The sequence below is a fragment of the Paenibacillus ihumii genome, from assembly GCF_001403875.1.
GTDB classification, from domain to species: Bacteria; Bacillota; Bacilli; order Paenibacillales; family Paenibacillaceae; genus Fontibacillus; species Fontibacillus ihumii.
Genome location: NZ_LN884299.1, coordinates 1,570,786 through 1,588,861 on the forward strand (window position 1 = coordinate 1,570,786; position 18,076 = coordinate 1,588,861).

Here is an 18,076-nt window from a genome sequence, read left to right on the forward strand (position 1 = left end):
TGCTTCTTGTGTTTGTCTATTTAAATGCGGCATATTTCGTTAGGGCACAGCTCGCAGTGGCAAATGTCCTGCAGCATGACGAGGTCTTTAATGAGAATCATGCCATTTACGTATTCCAGCGCGTCTTTCTTGCGCAAATCGCTAAGCATCCGGTTGACGCTCTCGCGGGTCGCTCCGATCATATTGGAGAGATCCGTATGCGTGATCTTCTTGTTGATCAGGATGTTGTCTCCTTGCTTCTCGCCATAGGTATTGCTTAGGCGGATCAGCGTCGAGCAGAGCGCGCCAGGCTTGCCGTACATCATCAGGTCGCGGAATTTGGTCTGCGTCAGGCGATGATGGATGCCCATCCATTTCATGAAATCAATGGCGAAATCGCAGTGCTGGCAGATCAGGATTTCGAGGTCTTTGTGTTCAATAATGCCGACTTCACTGTCTTCGATGACTTCGGCGGTAAAGCTGTGCTTCGAGCTGAAGAAGGGATCAGCCTGACCGACCATGTCCCCGCGCCCGTACATATATAGAATAAGCTCCTTGCCTTCGTCCGTGGACTTGGTCAGCTTAATGCGCCCTCGCTTGACGAAGAACAGCTTGTCGGAGAAGTCTCCCTCCCAGAACAGATGAGTTCCTTCCGGATACGTCTTGTCTTTCATGGTCACGAGAAGACGGTTGAAGTTTTGCTCCGTAAAGCAGCTCGTATTCCCACGAGGCGGGGTTGCCGTTGCGAATTCAGTCATTTTTAAATCCCCCTCATACTCCAAATTTTTCTGAAAATTTTAGATTAATTTAAATTAATTATATACCGAACTCAAAGCTTTGGGGCGGCTTACAAGGGCTTAAAAGTGTCTAAATTCTAACATTGTGACTATTTTCACTATTATCTCGCCAAAAATTCATTGCAGAAACAGGGGGGGTATGAAATTGACCTTACTTTGAAATAATAACTGAAAAAAAACGAGAAGCATGAAAATTTTCATTTCTTTAAAGTTTGTGAAATTATTCACTATACAAATTTAAATTCATGTGTTATGATCGAGGTAACAAGAGAGAAGCAAAAGCTTCCAATGGATGAACCAGAAAGTGAAGAATATTCACATTACTTCTCTTGAGAGACTAGCCAGGTTGATCCATATGAATTAGGAGGATGAGAGAAATGGCCGTAAAGAACAATGTGACCACGAAGCAGCAGCCTACCGCAGAGGATTACATCCAATCCTTGATCGGCAAGGCCAAGAAGGCAAGCGAAGCCTTCATGGCCTTGGATCAGGAGCAAATCGACAGAATCGTTCAAGCGATGGCCCTTGCCGGTCTCGACAAGCACATGCATTTGGCGAAAATAGCCGTGGAGGAGACTGGACGCGGAGTATATGAGGATAAGATCATCAAGAACATGTTCGCGACCGAGTACATCCACAACAGCATCAAGTATGACAAGACAGTTGGCGTCATCGAGGATAATCCTTACGACAGCTTCCAGAAAATCGCCGAGCCGGTCGGCATCATCATGGGGATTACGCCTGTAACGAATCCGACCTCCACTACGATTTTCAAAGCGATGATCGCGATCAAGACCCGCAACCCGATCATCTTCGGCTTTCACCCATCCGCGCAGCGCTGCAGTGCGGAAGCGGCGAAGATTCTGCTGGAGGCTGCGGTCAGACACGGAGCGCCGGAAGACTGCATCCAGTGGATCGAGGATCCATCCATGGACCGTACGAATGCATTGATGAACCATCCTGATGTAGCCTGCATTCTGGCTACCGGCGGCTCCGCAATGGTCAAGGCGGCATACAGCTGCGGCAAGCCGGCGCTGGGCGTTGGCCCCGGCAACGTTCCTTGCTTTATCGAGAAAAGCGCCGATCTGGATCAAGCGGTCAACGACCTCATTTTGTCCAAAACATTTGATAACGGCATGATCTGTGCTTCCGAGCAAGCGGTCATCATCGAAGAACCGATCTTCGATCAGGTGAAGAAGAAAATGATTGCAAACGGCTGCTATTTCGTCAACAAAGAGGAAGCTGCCAAATTGACGGCCGGCGCAATCATTGCGGATAAATGCGCGGTGAACCCTGTGATCGTTGGCCAGCCTGCAACGAAAATCGCCGAGCTGTGCGGCATCGAGGTGCCTGCCGGAACGAAAATTCTGGTGGCTGAAATCGAGGGCGTGGGACCTAAATTCCCGCTGTCCGCCGAGAAATTGAGCCCTGTGCTTGCCTGCTACAAAGTAAAAACCGCAGAGCAGGGCATCGAGCGCGCGCTAGAAGTCGTTCAATTCGGCGGCATGGGCCACTCCTCGGTGATCCATTCGAACAATGAAGATATTATTCAACAATTCTCGGATCGTATGCCGACCTGCCGGATTCTGGTGAATCAGCCTTCTTCGCAGGGCGGAATTGGGGATATCTATAATACGAACCTGCCGTCGCTTACACTGGGCTGCGGATCCTACGGGCGCAATTCGACTTCGTCGAACGTCACTGCCGTCAATCTGATCAACGTGAAAAGGGTGAATCGTCGTACCGTGAATATGCAGTGGTTCAAAGTCCCAAGCAAAATCTACTTCGAGAAAAACTCGACGCAATATCTCGCTAAAATGCCGGATATCAACCGCGTGCTGATCGTAACTGACCCGATGATGGTTAAGCTGGGATACGTGGAAAGAGTAGAACACTATCTGCGTCAGCGTCAAACCCCGGTTGCGATCGAAGTCTTCTCGGATGTTGAGCCGGATCCATCAACAACGACGGTGGAGCGGGGAACCGAGCTGATGACGAAATTCCAGCCGGACTGCATTATCGCGCTCGGCGGCGGCTCGCCGATGGACGCTGCGAAGGGAATGTGGCTGTTCTATGAGTATCCGGATACCGATTTCCACAACCTGAAGCAAAAATTCATGGATATCCGCAAACGGATCTACAAGTATCCGCGCCTGGGTCAAAAAGCGAAATTCGTGGCGATTCCTACGACCTCGGGCACAGGCTCGGAAGTAACCTCGTTCGCAGTAATAACGGATAAAATCAACGGCAATACGAAATATCCATTGGCAGATTACGAGCTGACTCCAGACGTAGCGATCATTGACCCTGAGTTTGTATACAGCCTGCCAAAAGTGGCAGTAGCCGATACGGGCATGGACGTTCTGACGCATGCGATCGAGGCGTACGTATCGGTCATGGCGAACGACTATACGGACGGACTTGCGATCAAAGCGATTCAGCTGGTATTCCAATACCTGGAGAAGTCGGCGCTGACCGGCGACAAGCTGGCCCGGGAAAAAATGCACAACGCTTCGACGCTGGCCGGCATGGCCTTCGCCAATGCCTTCCTGGGGATCAACCACAGTCTGGCGCATAAATGGGGCGGCCAGTACCATACTGCGCATGGCCGAACCAACGCGATACTGATGCCGCATGTCATCCGCTACAATGCGAAGAAGCCTACAAAATTCGCCGCTTGGCCGAAGTATAAAAACTTTGTCGCCGACGAGCGCTATGCGGAAATCGCCCGCATTCTGGGACTGCCTGCCCGCACGACAGAAGAAGGCGTGAAGAGCCTGATCAAAGCGATTCGCGAGCTGAACAAGAAGCTCGGCATCCCTGAAAGCTTCCAGGAGCTCGGCTTCGATGCGAAGGATTTTGAAGCGCGTGTCGACTATCTGGCGGATCGTGCCTTCGAGGACCAATGTACGACGGCAAATCCGAAGCTGCCGCTCGTCAGCGAGCTTGCCGAGGTCTATCGCGACGCATTTTACGGGCGCTTCGAGGAGTAGAATCCGGTTCGTTAAATTTTTAATCATACAAATATAATGTGTTCAATAAATAGTGACAAATATCACTCGAAATGTGATATTTGTCACAATCCTTTTGTTCCGATTGGTTTATGATAACAGTATAAAGATCCCTAACAGTGATGAGTTTAGCGGATTCGAAGGATCGAGGCGAAAAGGCCTTATTCGTGTCAAAGTTGTGAAAAATATCACAAATTTTAGGGATCCAAGGATGCGGGAGGTACCACCTTCAACCCCGCATACACTATATAAATGGAGGGAATAAAGATGTCGGTGATTGAAAGAGAAGTACAAGAGGTTCAATCCGCATGGAGAGGCTTTAAAAAAGGGAAATGGATGAAGGAAGTCAATGTACGTGATTTTATCGATAACAACATTGCTCCTTATCTCGGCGACGAATCCTTCCTTGTAGGACCGACGGAGAATACTGTTGCCCTGTGGGATATCGTCTCGGATCTGTCCAGGAAAGAGCGGGAGGCCGGCGGCGTACTCGACGTGGACGTAAATACTCCATCCACTATCGTGTCCCATGCGCCAGGCTACTTGGATAAGGACAAAGAACAGATCGTCGGCGTACAGGGCAGCGAGCCTTTCCAACGGACGATCCATCCTTTCGGCGGAATCAACATGGTCATTAACTCCTGCAAGGCGTATGGCTTCGACTTGCCGGAGAGCATTGTAGATTTGTTTACAACGATTCGCAAGACACATAACCAGGGTGTTTTCGATGCATATACCTCAGAGATGAGAGCTGCCCGCAAAGCGGGAATCATTACCGGTCTTCCCGATGCATACGGACGGGGCCGGATCATCGGCGACTACCGCCGCGTAGCTCTTTACGGGGTGGACTTCCTTATCAAGCAAAAACAGAATGAATTGAAGGGCCTTGAAGTCGATGTAATCGACGAGGAGATTATCCGGCTGAGGGAGGAGCTGTCCGAGCAAATCCGGGCGCTGGGCGAATTGAAGCAGCTGGGCGAAATGCACGGCTTCGACATTTCCAGACCTGCCACAACGGCAAAGGAAGCCTTCCAATGGCTCTACTTTGCATACCTTGCAGCCGTTAAGGAGCAGGACGGCGCGGCCATGTCGCTTGGACGCGTATCCTCCTTCCTCGATGCTTACATCGAGCGCGACCTTGCCGAAGGCACAATAACGGAGGTAGAGGCCCAAGAGCTGGTTGACCATTTCGTTATGAAGCTTCGCATCGTGAAATTCCTGCGCACGCCGGAATATAACGAGCTGTTCAGTGGAGACCCTACCTGGGTAACCGAGTCTATCGGCGGCATGTCCGTACAGGGCAAAACCCGTGTGACGAAGAACAGCTTCCGCTTCCTGCACACCTTGTACAACCTGGGTCCGGCGCCAGAGCCGAACCTTACCGTACTCTGGTCCGAACAATTGCCGGAGGCGTTCAAGAAATACTGCGCTAAAGTATCCATCGAGACCAGCTCGATCCAATACGAGAATGACGATCTGATGAGGCCGATCTACGGCGATGACTACGGTATAGCCTGCTGCGTATCCGCGATGGAGATCGGCAAGCAGATGCAATTCTTCGGTGCCCGCGCTAACCTGGCCAAGGCGCTCCTGTACGCAATCAACGGCGGCAAGGACGAGAAATCCGGAGCACAGGTCGCTCCTGAATTCCCGGCCATCACGTCCGAATATCTTGACTACGATGAAGTGATGAAACGCTTCAAGCCAATGATGGAATGGCTTGCCAAGCTGTATGTGAACACGCTGAATGTTATTCACTACATGCATGATAAGTACTGCTACGAACGGATCGAAATGGCTCTGCACGACCGCGACATCCTGCGCACGATGGCATGCGGCATCGCCGGCCTGTCCGTTGCGGCCGACTCGCTCAGCGCTATCAAATATGCTAAAGTCAAGCCGATCCGCAACGAGAACGGCATTGCCGTAGACTTTGAAATCGAAGGGGACTTCCCTTGCTACGGCAACAATGACGATCGGGTGGACCAAATTGCCGTCGGGCTTGTCGAGAGCTTCATGGATATGATCCGCAAGCACAAGACGTACCGTAACGCTTTGCCGACGCAATCGGTGCTCACGATTACCTCTAATGTGGTGTACGGCAAGAAGACGGGTACGACGCCAGACGGACGCAAGGCGGGCGAGCCGTTCGCGCCGGGAGCCAACCCGATGCACGGCCGCGACAAGAAGGGAGCTCTCGCATCCCTGAGCTCTGTAGCCAAATTGCCATACGAGCACAGCCTTGACGGCATTTCCAACACCTTCTCGGTCGTGCCTAAGGCGCTGGGCAAGGAACCGGAGACCCGCAAGAGCAACCTGGTCGCTATGATGGACGGCTACTTTGGCAGCAAAGCCCACCATCTCAACGTCAACGTCTTTGACCGCGAGCAGCTGATGGATGCGATGGAGCATCCGGAGAATTATCCGCAGCTGACGATCCGCGTGTCCGGTTATGCCGTTAACTTCATCAAGCTGACGCGCGAGCAGCAGCTCGATGTCATCAACCGTACATTCCATGGATCGATGTAATATACTAGATATAAATCTGTAAGGATGCAGCCAGTTACGGAAAGGGTGACGAATCATGCTTAAAGGTCGCATACATTCATTGGAGACATTCGGAACGGTCGATGGTCCGGGCATTCGCTTCGTCCTCTTCATGCAGGGCTGCTTGCTGAAATGCCAATACTGCCACAATCCCGATACATGGAGCCTGACGGACGGGAAAGAAATGGCCCTCGAGGAGGTGCTGGCTGAAATCGAGCCGTACCTCAACTACTACCGTTCGTCGGGCGGGGGGCTGACGGTGTCCGGCGGGGAAGCTACGCTGCAGGCCCCGTTCGTGACGGAGCTGTTCCGCGAGGTGAAGAAGCGCTGGAATCTGCATACGACGCTTGATACGAACGGTTATAATGAAGGTCCCAAGATCCTTGAGCTTCTGGATGTCACCGATTTGGTCATGCTCGATTTGAAGCATATCGACAACGAGAAGCATATCAAGCTGACGGGCAAGCCCAACGAGCGCATGCTGAACATGGCGAAATGGCTGTCAGATGAAGGCCGCAGCATGTGGATCAGGTACGTGCTTGTTCCGGGGCTTACCGATGATGAACAGGATCTGCGCAAGCTGGGCCGGTTTATCGCTGGATTGAACGCAGTAGAGAAGTTCGAAATCCTTCCTTATCATCAGATGGGTATCTACAAGTGGCAGGAGCTGGGCTGGAGCTATCCATTGGAAGGCGTGCCTTCGCCTGCGGAGGCAGAGGTTCAGCGGGCATATGAGTTGATTGAAGAAGGAAGACAGCAGGCGGTAATCGGCGATATTATAATCTCATAATTACAGACTGGGCTGTCCCCAAATTAGCTGCTGCTAATAGGGGCGGCCCTTTTTTACTAATCAAGAGTCTCTTTGCTCGAAAACTCATTCTTTGATATTGCAGGCAAGATTGTGGCTGCGGCGGACTGATGTCAGAAGGTCTTCGGAAGGGGTTTTACTTATTTGCTGTATCGTTTAATCCTCCCCCTGTTCCAGAGATTTGTTCCCTTACCAAATGGAATGGAACAGTCTATAATGTAGGTAGCTTCATATAAAATAGGGGGCTTAAAAACCATATGAGAAATCGTTCCACGTTATGGCTGCTCCTGTTCTTGATGGCTGCGGTGGTGGTTGCAGGAGGCTGTACGAAGAGAGCTGACGACAACAACAGCCCGGCGGGGGAGAACGGTGCGTCCATCCATGGACAGACACAGTACAATGACGAGCCTTTTGAAGTGACGATCAGACATACACAGGTCGGAGAATCCAAGAAGTTTCGGCTGGCGATCCTTAAGGATGTTGTACAGCAGACCGAAGCGGACATTCCCGGTTTGAAAATACGGCTGGACGGCGTCGACTCCGAGGTGAACCGCAAGGAGAAGCTGCGCGGGGAGATGGCTGCCGGCAAGCCGCCGGATATCTTTGACGTGTTCGGCAGCCCGGATTCCGGAATATATGCGAGGGAAGGGCTGATGCTCGACTTGACCCCGATTTTGGACGAGCTGGGGCTTAAAGATAAAATCAGGGGCCTGGAGCCTTACACGCATGATGGTAAAATCTACGGCTTGCCGGCCGGGGCGTCGATCGAGGGATTTTTTTATAATAAAGCGTATTTCGAAGAAAAGGGGCTGCAGGTGCCGCGGACGCTTGCAGAGCTCGAAAAGCTGGCGGAATTCATTAAGGCGGACGGGCGCATCCCCTTTGCCCAGGCCTCCAAGGAGGCCTGGATACCGCTGATGACCACGAATAATTTGTGGTCTTATTTCGCCGGCCCTGAGGTGACGTACGGCTTCCGTCCCGGCCTCGCCAAATGGACCGATCCCGAAATTGTAAGGGCCTTCAAGAAGCATAAGGAATGGGTCGATAAAGGATATTACAAGTCAAGCGAGCTGGCTGCGGAATATACCGATATGAGGAATCAAATCATCAGCGGCGAAGCGATCATGATGATGGACGGCTCATGGGCGAACTCCGTCTTCAGGGATCCTGACCAGGCAGGCGGCCTGATTGGCCAAATTGGTTACTTCAACATGCCGCCGGAGGCGGAGGGTGACCCCTACATCGTCATGAATGATTTTAATAACGGATACGGCTTTTCAAGCACGATGGCTGACGATCCGCGGAAGCTGCAGGCGGTGAAGCAGTTTATTCGCCATTTTTGGACGGAAGAAATGCAGCTGCGCGGGCTGAAGGAGGACGGCGTGCTGCCCGCTCTGGTCATCGATGGCAGGCAGCTGGCGGACACGGTAGACGATCCCCTGCTGCAGGACATTTTTAAAGGCGTCGAGCAAATCGATATTTCTTATCCTGCTTATGACGCGCTCGTCCAGACGCCGGTGAATGAAGCGCTGGGGCTCGGCATTCAGCAGATGATCAGCGGAGCGGTAGAGCCGGAAGCCATGCTCGAAGCTCTGCAGAGGACACAGGAGGCAGCAAATACCGAGCTTCCATAAGGAATAATTCCCGCTAGGAGACAATCTATGAACCTGAGGATCAAAATGTTGACGGCTTTTCTTGGCCTAGTCATCGTGCCGTTATTCATTCTGGGCATTATCACCTTCTTCGTCACTTTCCAATCGATAGAGACGAAGCACAGCCAGCAGGCCGAATATTCGCTCAAGGCAATCAGCTACAGCATTATGAAAGTGTTTCAGGAGATGGACAATGTGACGGATAACGGGATTTCCAATGAAATTTTCAAAATGGCGCTCATGGCCAAGGATCCCGAATCCCAGAATCTAGTCAGCCAGATCCAATTGAACGAGAATCAGAAAAGCTTCCGCTCCCTGCTGTACAACCACCCTGCCATCGATTACGCCTTTCTGTACAGCGAGCGGGGAAACGGCGAAGCTTCGAACGTAGTGACCTTGTTCAACAAGGAAAGCTTCAAGACTCTGCCTTACGAGAAATTTAAGCTGCACCCGCTCTACGAGGAAGTGAAGGCGCTCAAGGGCCAATCCAAATGGATCGCTCCTTACGAGTATCCCGAGCTCACGGGATCTGAGAACGTATTCACGCAAATTCGGCTGATTAAAGACAAGCATACGATGAGGCCGCTCGGCGTTCTTGCGGTGCAGATCAAGAACTGGGAATTTGAGCGCATTTTCCAGAATCTGAGACTCGGCAGTGAAATGAAGGATACCCGCTTCATGCTGGTCAATGACGATGGCCTTGTATTATATGATCACCAGTATGAGTTCGATGGACAGAATATCCAGAGCCACATCAACAAGACGTTTCATCCGAATAATAGTTATCAGAGCTTCAAGGGAAAATTCAACGGCCAGGAGAGCATCATTTCCATTTACAATTTGAAGGGTTATCCGTGGAGCCTGGTGTCCATTACCTCCTGGAGCTACCTGTCGCAGGAAATTACGGTTTTTGCCAAATGGTTCATTGCCGTCCTGCTGATCTGCCTGATTACGGCGACGCTGTTCAACGTGCTGTTCATGAACCGGATTACCGGAAATATCGGCAAGATTGTCCGGTTCATGCGCAAGGTCGAGGCGGGAGATCTGCAGGCCAGAGTAGAGGAGAAAGGCGATGACGAGCTCTTCCTGCTGCAAAAGGGCTTTAACAATCAAATGAATAAAATCAACGAGCTGTTCGAGCAGGTCAAGAAGGAGCAAGAGCAGAAGGCCAATGCGGAGCTGCGGGTGCTGCAGGCGCAAATCAAGCCTCATTTTCTCTTTAACACGCTGGAATCGATCAACGTTCTGGCGATTCAGAACGAAGGACGGAAGGTAAGCGAAATGGTGCTGCGTCTTGCCAGTATTTTGCGGATCAGCATCCAGGAGAAGGAGGAGATCAAGCTCAGCCTCGAAATCGAGCATTTGTACAGTTATCTGGAGATACAGAAAATAAGGTTCGACGATTTATTCGATTACAGCATCGATATTCCAGAGGAGATGATGCCGCACCCGCTGCTCAAGCTAACGCTTCAGCCGCTCGTCGAGAACAGCATACAGCACGGCTTCGAAGGCATTGAGTATCCCGGGCATATCGCGATTTCCGGTTTCCTTGAGGAGGATCGGATGATCCTGCGCATTGAGGATAACGGCATCGGCATGACGGCGCAGCAGCTATGCTCAATTCAGTACGCAGAGCTTGATGATGTGGAGTACGATGCGCTGAAGCCTTATCCGAGTCCGGAGAGGCAGGGGCTGGGGCTGCGAAGCGTCCATGACCGGCTGCGTTTGAAATATGGCCGCAGATACGGGCTGTTCATCTGTTCGGCGCCCGGGCAGGGCACGATCATTCAATGCGTCATTCCAAGGCATGGTTTTACTTAATAGTTGAAATATATGAAAGCAGGTGGCTTAAGGTTGGAAATTTCAAAATTAACGCTAGAACAAAAAATCGGGCAGATGTTTATCTGCGGTTTTCCCGGAACCGGGGTGGACGAAGGAATTAAGTCGTTGATCGCAGAGCATCACCTGGGAGGAATTATTTATTTCCGCAGGAACATAGACACTGTGGAGCAGCTGGCCGCGCTATCTCGGGATCTGCAGAAGCTGCCCCGCAGCACACCTGATATTCCGCTGTTTATTTCCATGGACCAGGAAGGCGGCATGGTGGCGAGGCTGGATCATGAAGGCGTGAGCCGGATACAGGGCAATATGGCGCTGGGTGCAGCGAATGATCTGTCGCTGACGGAAGCGGCTGCCGAGCTGGCAGCCAAGGAGCTAACGGCCCTCGGCATCAATCTGAACTTTGCGCCATGTGTGGATGTCAATAATAATCCGGCTAATCCGGTCATCGGCGTGCGCTCCTTCGGCGAAGATTCGCTGCGGGTGGCCGAGCAAGGCGCGGCTGCGATCAGAGGGTACCAGAACCAGGGAGTCAGCGCCACGGCCAAGCACTTCCCGGGGCATGGCGATACGACCGTCGATTCGCATCGCGGCTTGGCCAGCGTTCCGCACAGCCGGGAGCGGCTGTACCGCGTCGAGCTGCCGCCGTTCCGCAAGGCGATCGAGGCTGGAGTGGACATGATTATGACGGCGCACGTCATATTCCCGGCATTCGAGCCGGAGGCGATTCCAGCAACGCTGTCACGGCGCGTGCTGACGGATCTGCTGCGTACTGAGCTTGGCTATGAAGGCGTCATTATTACCGACTGCCTGGAGATGCATGCCATATCCAGAAGCTGCGGCATCGCCGAGGGCGCTGTCCGCGCCATCGAGGCGGGTGCGGATATCGTCCTGGTCAGCCACACGCTGAAGGAGCAGGTGCAAGCCATTCAAACGGTACGGGCTGCCGTGCAGAGCGGTCGCTTGTCCGAGGAGCGGATCGATGAATCCGTAAGACGGATTCTCTCCTTGAAGCAGCGGCGCCTTGGCATGGCACAGGACTGCTCATCCGGGCAGCCGTTCAGCAATCCGCTTATGCCTATAGAGGAGAGCGAGCCGCTGCTGCGGCAGATTGCCGAGCGCAGCGTAACGCTTGTCAGCGATAAGAACGGCAACTTGCCTTTGCTTGAGAAGGAGCCTGTGCTGGTGGTTTGGCCGGAGCTGCGCGGCCGGACGGAGGTCGATGAGCCGTCCGTGCATCAGTATACGCTCGCCGATGCGCTCAAGTCTTACAGGGAGCAAGTGAAGCTGGCCGTTGTCGGCACCTCTCCCGACAGCTCCGAAATTCAGGAGGTCATCGCGGAGAGCCGGAATTTCAAGCAAATCATTGTGCTTACTTATACTGCGGAAGGAGAGATCCCTAAGGGCCAGGTTTCCTTAATTCAGGGATTGAATGAAATACATGGTTCTAGTATTATAGTAGTATCTACGCGGAATCCATATGATATCAATTCTATTCCTGAAATCGGAACCTACTTGTGCCTCTATGAGAATCGGCAGTACTCGCTTGACGCGCTAGCCAAGGTGCTTGTCGGGCAGCTTCGCCCGCAGGGCAAGCTTCCGGTAAGCCTCAATCCGCAGTTTCCGATTGGACACGGCCTGTAGTAGCCTGAGAGCGGCATGATTTTAATATGGTACTAATTACCTAACACAAACCGGTAAAAGTCCGTATTAGTTGACGGAATTTTACCGGTTTTTGCTATCCGTAATTTAGTAGAAACTTTTCATTCTTTTTCGCGTTAAATATTAAGTGTACAAATGACAGTATTATTCAATGGGAGCAGAGGGAGTCAAGCAATGAATTTGAAAAAAATGGTCCTCACCACCGTATCGATTGCTTCGTTAGTGACCATGGTTCTACCTGTTAGTGCGGCTGAGACCGTACCCGGAAGAATCCTAAGTACGGAGGACAGCGCAGCGGGACAGACCGGCTTAACCGAATTGCCGGACGCTCGGACGGACATGATCAATCAAGGAATTCAGGAGGTCGAAAGCACCGGATCGGCAAGTGAGGGCGAAGTTCCTTCGGGCGGCTCGGCAGAGGTGCCGGGCAGCAGCACAGCGGGCATTTCCCAGCACAGCGGGCTTGTGGCGACGGGGACGGATAGTGGCAGCAGCAGTGGCAATTCCAATGCGAATACCAATACTGACGCCGATACCAATACGGATGCCGATGTCAGCCAATTGGTTCTGATGATGAATAGCAATAAGATGTATCAGGACGGCACGCTCTATCTAGCATCGCACCCGATGAGTGTGAAGGACGGAGTCTCCTATATCTCCATACGGGCGATCGTGGAACGGGCGGGGTTGAAATTATCCTTCGACAATAATACCAAGGAGACGGTGATCCGGCGAGGCAGCGACGAGCTGCGCTTCAAGCTGAACAGCAAGAGCTACAAGGTAAACGGAGCTGTCAGAACCATGAAAGGTCCCTCGTATTCCTCGAGCGGGGTGTTCATGGTACCGCTGACCTCCATCACGCAGGCTTTAGGCATCCCCTACACGGTAAATCAGCAGGAGAAGAAAGTCGTTCTCAACCTGTCAACGAAGCCAGTTGCTTCTTTTACCATCAGCAATCCGGAGATTTTTGCGGGGGAGACCCTGGTGCAATATATCCCTAACGCGTATTCTCCTAAAGGACTGCCAATCGTGGAAGAGCAGTGGGAGGGGCGGGAGGAAATCTTCCAATCGCCGGGCCGGTACGTCATCAGCTATCGCGTCAAGGATTCCAGCGGCCAATGGAGCGACACGTTCTGGCTGACCGTTACGGTGAACAAGCCGCATACGCCTCCGGTCGCCGACTTTACCACGAGCAAGGATACTTATAAGATGGGCGAGCTCGTTACATACACGGATTATAGTACGGACGAGAATAATGCGATCGTATCCAGAGAGTGGCTTAACAATGAGCCGGCTTTTTTCCTGCCGGGGCCGAAGACGATCCGTTTAACCGTAAGGAATAAGTACGGATTGTCATCCACGGTGGAGAAGACGATTACGATTACGGATGAGACGCTGTATACGAGGGATGAGTTCTACAAAATTTATACTCCGGTCGGCAGCAAATATTCATTTGACGGCACCAAGATTCCGAATTGGGATAAGGTTCCTTATCAATACGATACCGAGCCCGTTACGCTGATTCGGAGCAACAGTCCGGAGACCGTCTATTCCGAGGGCATCCTCTACCGGGAATCAGCGATTGGAAGCACGCGATTCATGCTGCATCATGTAAATGCAACAAGGAAGAACGTCAAAATGTACGTCGTAGCTACGAACGGCGGAACAGAGACGGCACGCTTGACCCAAACGGGCTTGGGAATGGGCGGACCGACAAAGTATGCCACGGCCTCCGGGAAAATGTCGGTTCAACGTTATTTTGAATCCATGCAGTATGGCAGCAAATATAAGGATGTATGGCTGGCTCCCGGGCAGAGCAAGGTTATTTTCACAGAGCTGAGCTCAAGTATTATGAGGCAGGGTGATGTCGTATCTCTGTTTGCGGATTTGTACAGCGATCAAACGATTCAATATCACGTCATTATGCTTCAAACCACCAGAGACCCCATTCAAGCTCTGCAGAATTTGTCGGTGCTTCCTATGGATAACCACAACCGGGGAACCTATTATGATGCGACAAGAAACATTCATTACGGCGATCTTCTGGGTCTCAAGCCTTCCCGCCTGATGATCGGCGACAACTCGCAGGATCCTTATCTCGTCGGCACAGACGGCCCGACGGGGACGTACCAAATGAACGCGGGGAATTTCGGGGTGCTTTACCGGATCAAGCTGTACCGGGTCGCACCGCGGACGCTGATTACGTTCAACCCCCGCGGCGGACAGTACGACGGCGTGATTATGGTCAACGGCCGGGTCGTCCAGCTACCTGATACGAGCGGTTTGCGGGCTCCTCATGAGGCAGCCGTGCTGTACCGGACAGGCGATAGCGAGGAAATGGTGGAGATGCTGTTTACCGCAGCTCCGGGCAGCAGCTTGTCCGTGAACCTGCTGTTCCAGCCGTTACCGGAAATCAAGCATTAGCTATGATCTTAATAATACTTGCATGGCAGGCCGAGGGAGCAATTCACTGGCCTGCCTTTTTTTGATTTCATACAGGATGGATGGGAATGCGCTTCATTGACGCTGCCGTTTTTTTCGGGCATTATTATTAGAGACGCATGCATAACGCAAGTTCAGACGGGAGGTATGCACATGCTGTCGAGTGAGCAAATCATCGGGATCATGTCCGCCCGGGGCCTGCGGATCACGGATCAGCGAAGAACGCTGGCCAAGCTGTTCGCAGAGCGTGACGGATATTTAACGCCGAAAGACGTTTATGAATATATGGAGAAAATATACAGCGGCCTCAGCTTCGATACCGTGTACCGCAACCTCCGTGTGATGGAGGAGCTCGGGGTACTGGAGCAGGTGATGTTTGAGGATGGCTTGAAATTCCGGGCCAGCTGTAGCGAGGGGCATCATCATCATCATATGATTTGCCTGCAGTGCGAACGAACGTATCCGATCCACTTCTGCCCAATGCCGCTGACCGACGCCCCCGAGCAATTCCAGGTCGTAAAGCATAAGTTCGAAGTGTTCGGCTATTGCAAGGATTGTCGACCGGAGCTGAACGGCGGGCGCTTGCCGCAGCGCAGCGGGACGTCCTGAAGATGGGCATTGTTCGCAAAGCGGTCAAAGGACCGATAGTGTTCTACCGGAAATTTATTTCACCCTTGAAGCCGCCGACCTGCAGGTTCTATCCGACCTGCTCGGCTTATGCTCTCGAAGCGATTGAGGTGCACGGCGCGGTCAAGGGCTCCTGGCTTGCAGCCAAGCGGATTGCCCGCTGCCATCCGTTCCATCCTGGCGGGGTGGATCCTGTACCGCCGAAGAAGCCGGCTGCGCCGGAGCATGAGGGCCAGCTGGGAGACGATCCGTCATGAAGCTGGGAAGGGGAGCCGGAGAGGACCGAGGGGCCGATATTGGCTTAACAGGAGCGCTTGACAGAGGGAAGGTCTTTTTCTAAGATAGAAGATAAACACATGAGCAGCTTGATCATGCATGATATATTTCCGACGAACGGATAAGTACAAAGAGGGATTCTGTGACAGAGAGCCGGGGGAGCTGCAAACCGGTCTGAATCGGCTTTGGAAGATGGTCCGGGAGGAACTGCTTTCGAGCCTCAAGCGGCGGGGAGATCTCCTCGCGGCTGGCGGTAAGGGAGCGGCGCGGTATCCGGCGTTAACGGAGGGTCGTTAAGACCGGCTGAGCCTGCTGTCTGCGAAGACGCGGGGAATTTGGGTGGTAACGCGTGAGTAATCTCTCGCCCCATAGGGGGCGGGAGTTTTTTTGTTGCGCTGCCGCTGCTGCTGTTGAATATGAAGGAGGACGAGGAAGATGGCTGAGAAAAAAACATTCTACATTACGACGCCGATTTATTATCCGAGCGACAAACTGCATATCGGGCACGCATACACGACGGTAGCCGGAGACGCGATTGCGCGCTACAAGCGCCTGCGGGGCTATGATGTGCGCTATTTGACCGGTACAGACGAGCATGGGCAGAAGATCGAGCGCAAAGCCCAGGAGAGCGGCAAGACTCCGCAGGAATTCGTCGACGACATTGTGGTTGGCATCAAAGAATTGTGGCGAAAGCTGGATATTTCCAACGATGATTTCATTCGGACGACCGAGCCGCGCCACAAAGCGGTCGTAGAGGAAATTTTCGACCGTCTGCTGAAGAAAGGCGATATTTATAAGGGAGAGTACGAGGGCTGGTACTGTACGCCGTGCGAATCGTTCTTCACGGAGCGTCAGCTCGTGGACGGCAATTGCCCGGACTGCGGACGCCCGGTAGAGCTTGTAAAGGAAGAGAGCTATTTCTTCCGCATGAGCCACTATGCGGATCGCCTGCTGCAGTATTATGAGGAGAATCCCGACTTCATACAGCCGGAATCCCGCAAGAATGAGATGATCAACAACTTCATCAAGCCGGGGCTGGAGGATTTGGCGGTATCCCGTACGACATTCGATTGGGGGATCCGGGTCAAGGGAGATCCGAAGCATGTCATCTACGTATGGATCGACGCCTTGTCCAATTATATTACGGCGCTGGGCTATGGTACGGACAATCCGGAGCTCTATGACCGCTACTGGCCGGCAGATGTCCATCTCGTTGGGAAGGAGATCGTCCGCTTCCATACGATCTATTGGCCGATCATGCTTATGGCGCTGGATCTGCCGCTGCCGAAAAAGGTATTCGGTCACGGCTGGCTGCTGACCAAGGGCGGCAAAATGTCCAAGTCCAAAGGGAATGTCGTAGATCCGAACATGCTGATCGACCGTTATGGCCTGGATGCAACGCGCTATTACCTCCTTCGCGAGGTTCCGTTCGGCTCTGACGGCTCTTTCACGCCGGAGAGCTTCGTACAGCGCGTCAACTCTGATCTGGCCAATGATCTCGGCAACCTGTTGAATCGGACGGTAGCGATGATTGGGAAATATTTCGACGGCGAGCTGCCGGCATATCGTCCTAACGTTACGCCGTACGATGCCGAGCTGTCTGATCTGGCGCTGCAAACGATTCGCAAGGTCGAGGAAGTCATGGAGAATCTGGAGTTCTCCGTGGCCTTGTCCGCGATCAGCGCCTTCATTGGCCGGACGAATAAGTACATCGATGAGACGCAGCCATGGGTGCTTGCCAAGGACGACGCGAAACGGGAGGAGCTTGCTTCGGTCATGGTACATTTGGCGGAATCCTTGCGGATCGCTTCCATCTTGCTGCAGCCGTTCCTGACAAAGGCTCCGACGAAGATCTGGGCTCAGCTCGGCATTGAACAGGGTGAGCTGACCTCTTGGGAAAGCGCCAAATCGTTCGGCTTGATTCCGGCGGGAACGAAACTGGGCAAAGGCGAACCGATCTTCCCCCGGCTCGATGCCGAGCAGGAGATCCTGTACATCGTCGATTCGATGTCTGCAGGAGCGGAGCCTGCCGCAGAAGAGCCTGCAAAAACGCAAGAGGCTGAAGCCGTTAGACAGGAGCCGAAGCCAGAGATCGGCATCGACGAATTTGCCAAGGTGGAGCTGCGCGTGGCCGAGGTTATTGCCTGCGAGCCGGTGCCGAAGGCGGATAAGCTGCTGAAGCTGCAGCTTGATCTTGGATACGAGCAGCGCCAGGTCGTCTCCGGCATCGCGAAATTTTATAAGCCGGAGGAGCTGGTAGGCTGCAAAGTGATTTGTGTGACCAACCTGAAGCCCGTCAAGCTGCGCGGCGAGCTGTCGCAGGGCATGATCCTGGCGGCTTCCCAAGGGGATAAGCTGACGCTGGCGACCGTTCCAGAGTCGATGCCCAACGGAGCGATCGTTAAGTAAGCAGCAGCATCGAAGAAATTGAAAGGC

12 protein-coding genes are annotated in these 18,076 nt (G+C 52.8%); 11 read left to right on the top strand and 1 reads right to left on the bottom strand.

The genetic code is table 11. From position 1 onward, the window contains the following. Window positions 1-20: 20 nt before the first annotated feature. Complete coding sequence (locus BN2762_RS14500) at window positions 21-737, bottom strand: Crp/Fnr family transcriptional regulator (RefSeq protein WP_055107650.1); 717 nt, start codon at window positions 735-737, stop codon at window positions 21-23. 416 nt (window positions 738-1,153) lie between these two features. Here BN2762_RS14500 and adhE point away from each other — a divergent pair, with 416 nt between their 5' ends. The 11 genes from adhE (at window position 1,154) to metG (ending at window position 18,049) form a co-directional block, all read left to right on the top strand. Then, window positions 1,154-3,769 carry a bifunctional acetaldehyde-CoA/alcohol dehydrogenase gene (adhE, locus tag BN2762_RS14505; protein ID WP_055107651.1) on the top strand — a complete coding sequence of 872 codons (2,616 nt, stop codon included), beginning with the start codon at window positions 1,154-1,156 and terminating at the stop codon, window positions 3,767-3,769. Window positions 3,770-4,054: 285 nt separating this feature from the next. Continuing rightward, window positions 4,055-6,316, top strand: a complete 2,262-nt coding sequence (gene pflB, locus BN2762_RS14510; RefSeq protein ID WP_055107652.1) for a formate C-acetyltransferase — start codon at window positions 4,055-4,057, stop codon at window positions 6,314-6,316. Between the two features lie 55 nt (window positions 6,317-6,371). After that, window positions 6,372-7,124, top strand: coding sequence for a pyruvate formate-lyase-activating protein (pflA, locus tag BN2762_RS14515; protein ID WP_055107653.1), 753 nt, complete (start codon window positions 6,372-6,374; stop codon window positions 7,122-7,124). Window positions 7,125-7,399: 275 nt separating this feature from the next. Then, window positions 7,400-8,776 carry an extracellular solute-binding protein gene (locus tag BN2762_RS14520; RefSeq protein WP_055107654.1) on the top strand — a complete coding sequence of 459 codons (1,377 nt, stop codon included), beginning with the start codon at window positions 7,400-7,402 and terminating at the stop codon, window positions 8,774-8,776. A 27-nt stretch (window positions 8,777-8,803) separates the two neighbouring features. Continuing rightward, window positions 8,804-10,615 (top strand): cache domain-containing sensor histidine kinase, encoded by a 1,812-nt coding sequence (locus BN2762_RS14525; protein ID WP_055107655.1) that lies wholly within the window; start codon window positions 8,804-8,806, stop codon window positions 10,613-10,615. 33 nt (window positions 10,616-10,648) lie between these two features. Beyond that, a complete protein-coding gene (gene nagZ, locus BN2762_RS14530; protein WP_407668408.1) occupies window positions 10,649-12,277 on the top strand; it encodes a beta-N-acetylhexosaminidase in 1,629 nt (542 codons plus the stop codon). 192 nt (window positions 12,278-12,469) lie between these two features. Continuing rightward, the gene (locus BN2762_RS14535) at window positions 12,470-14,719 is read left to right on the top strand and encodes a copper amine oxidase N-terminal domain-containing protein (RefSeq protein WP_055107657.1); all 2,250 of its coding nucleotides are present in this window, start codon (window positions 12,470-12,472) and stop codon (window positions 14,717-14,719) included. 171 nt (window positions 14,720-14,890) lie between these two features. Next, window positions 14,891-15,346 (top strand): Fur family transcriptional regulator, encoded by a 456-nt coding sequence (locus BN2762_RS14540; RefSeq protein WP_055107658.1) that lies wholly within the window; start codon window positions 14,891-14,893, stop codon window positions 15,344-15,346. A 2-nt stretch (window positions 15,347-15,348) separates the two neighbouring features. After that, a complete protein-coding gene (gene yidD / locus BN2762_RS14545) occupies window positions 15,349-15,621 on the top strand; it encodes a membrane protein insertion efficiency factor YidD (protein ID WP_055107659.1) in 273 nt (90 codons plus the stop codon). Between the two features lie 118 nt (window positions 15,622-15,739). Then, window positions 15,740-15,937: a hypothetical protein gene (locus BN2762_RS14550; RefSeq protein WP_055107660.1), complete on the top strand. Its 198-nt coding sequence runs from the start codon at window positions 15,740-15,742 to the stop codon at window positions 15,935-15,937. A 138-nt stretch (window positions 15,938-16,075) separates the two neighbouring features. Further along, on the top strand, window positions 16,076-18,049 hold the full coding sequence (metG, locus tag BN2762_RS14555; protein WP_055107661.1) for a methionine--tRNA ligase: 1,974 nt from the start codon (window positions 16,076-16,078) through the stop codon (window positions 18,047-18,049). Window positions 18,050-18,076: the final 27 nt, after the last annotated feature.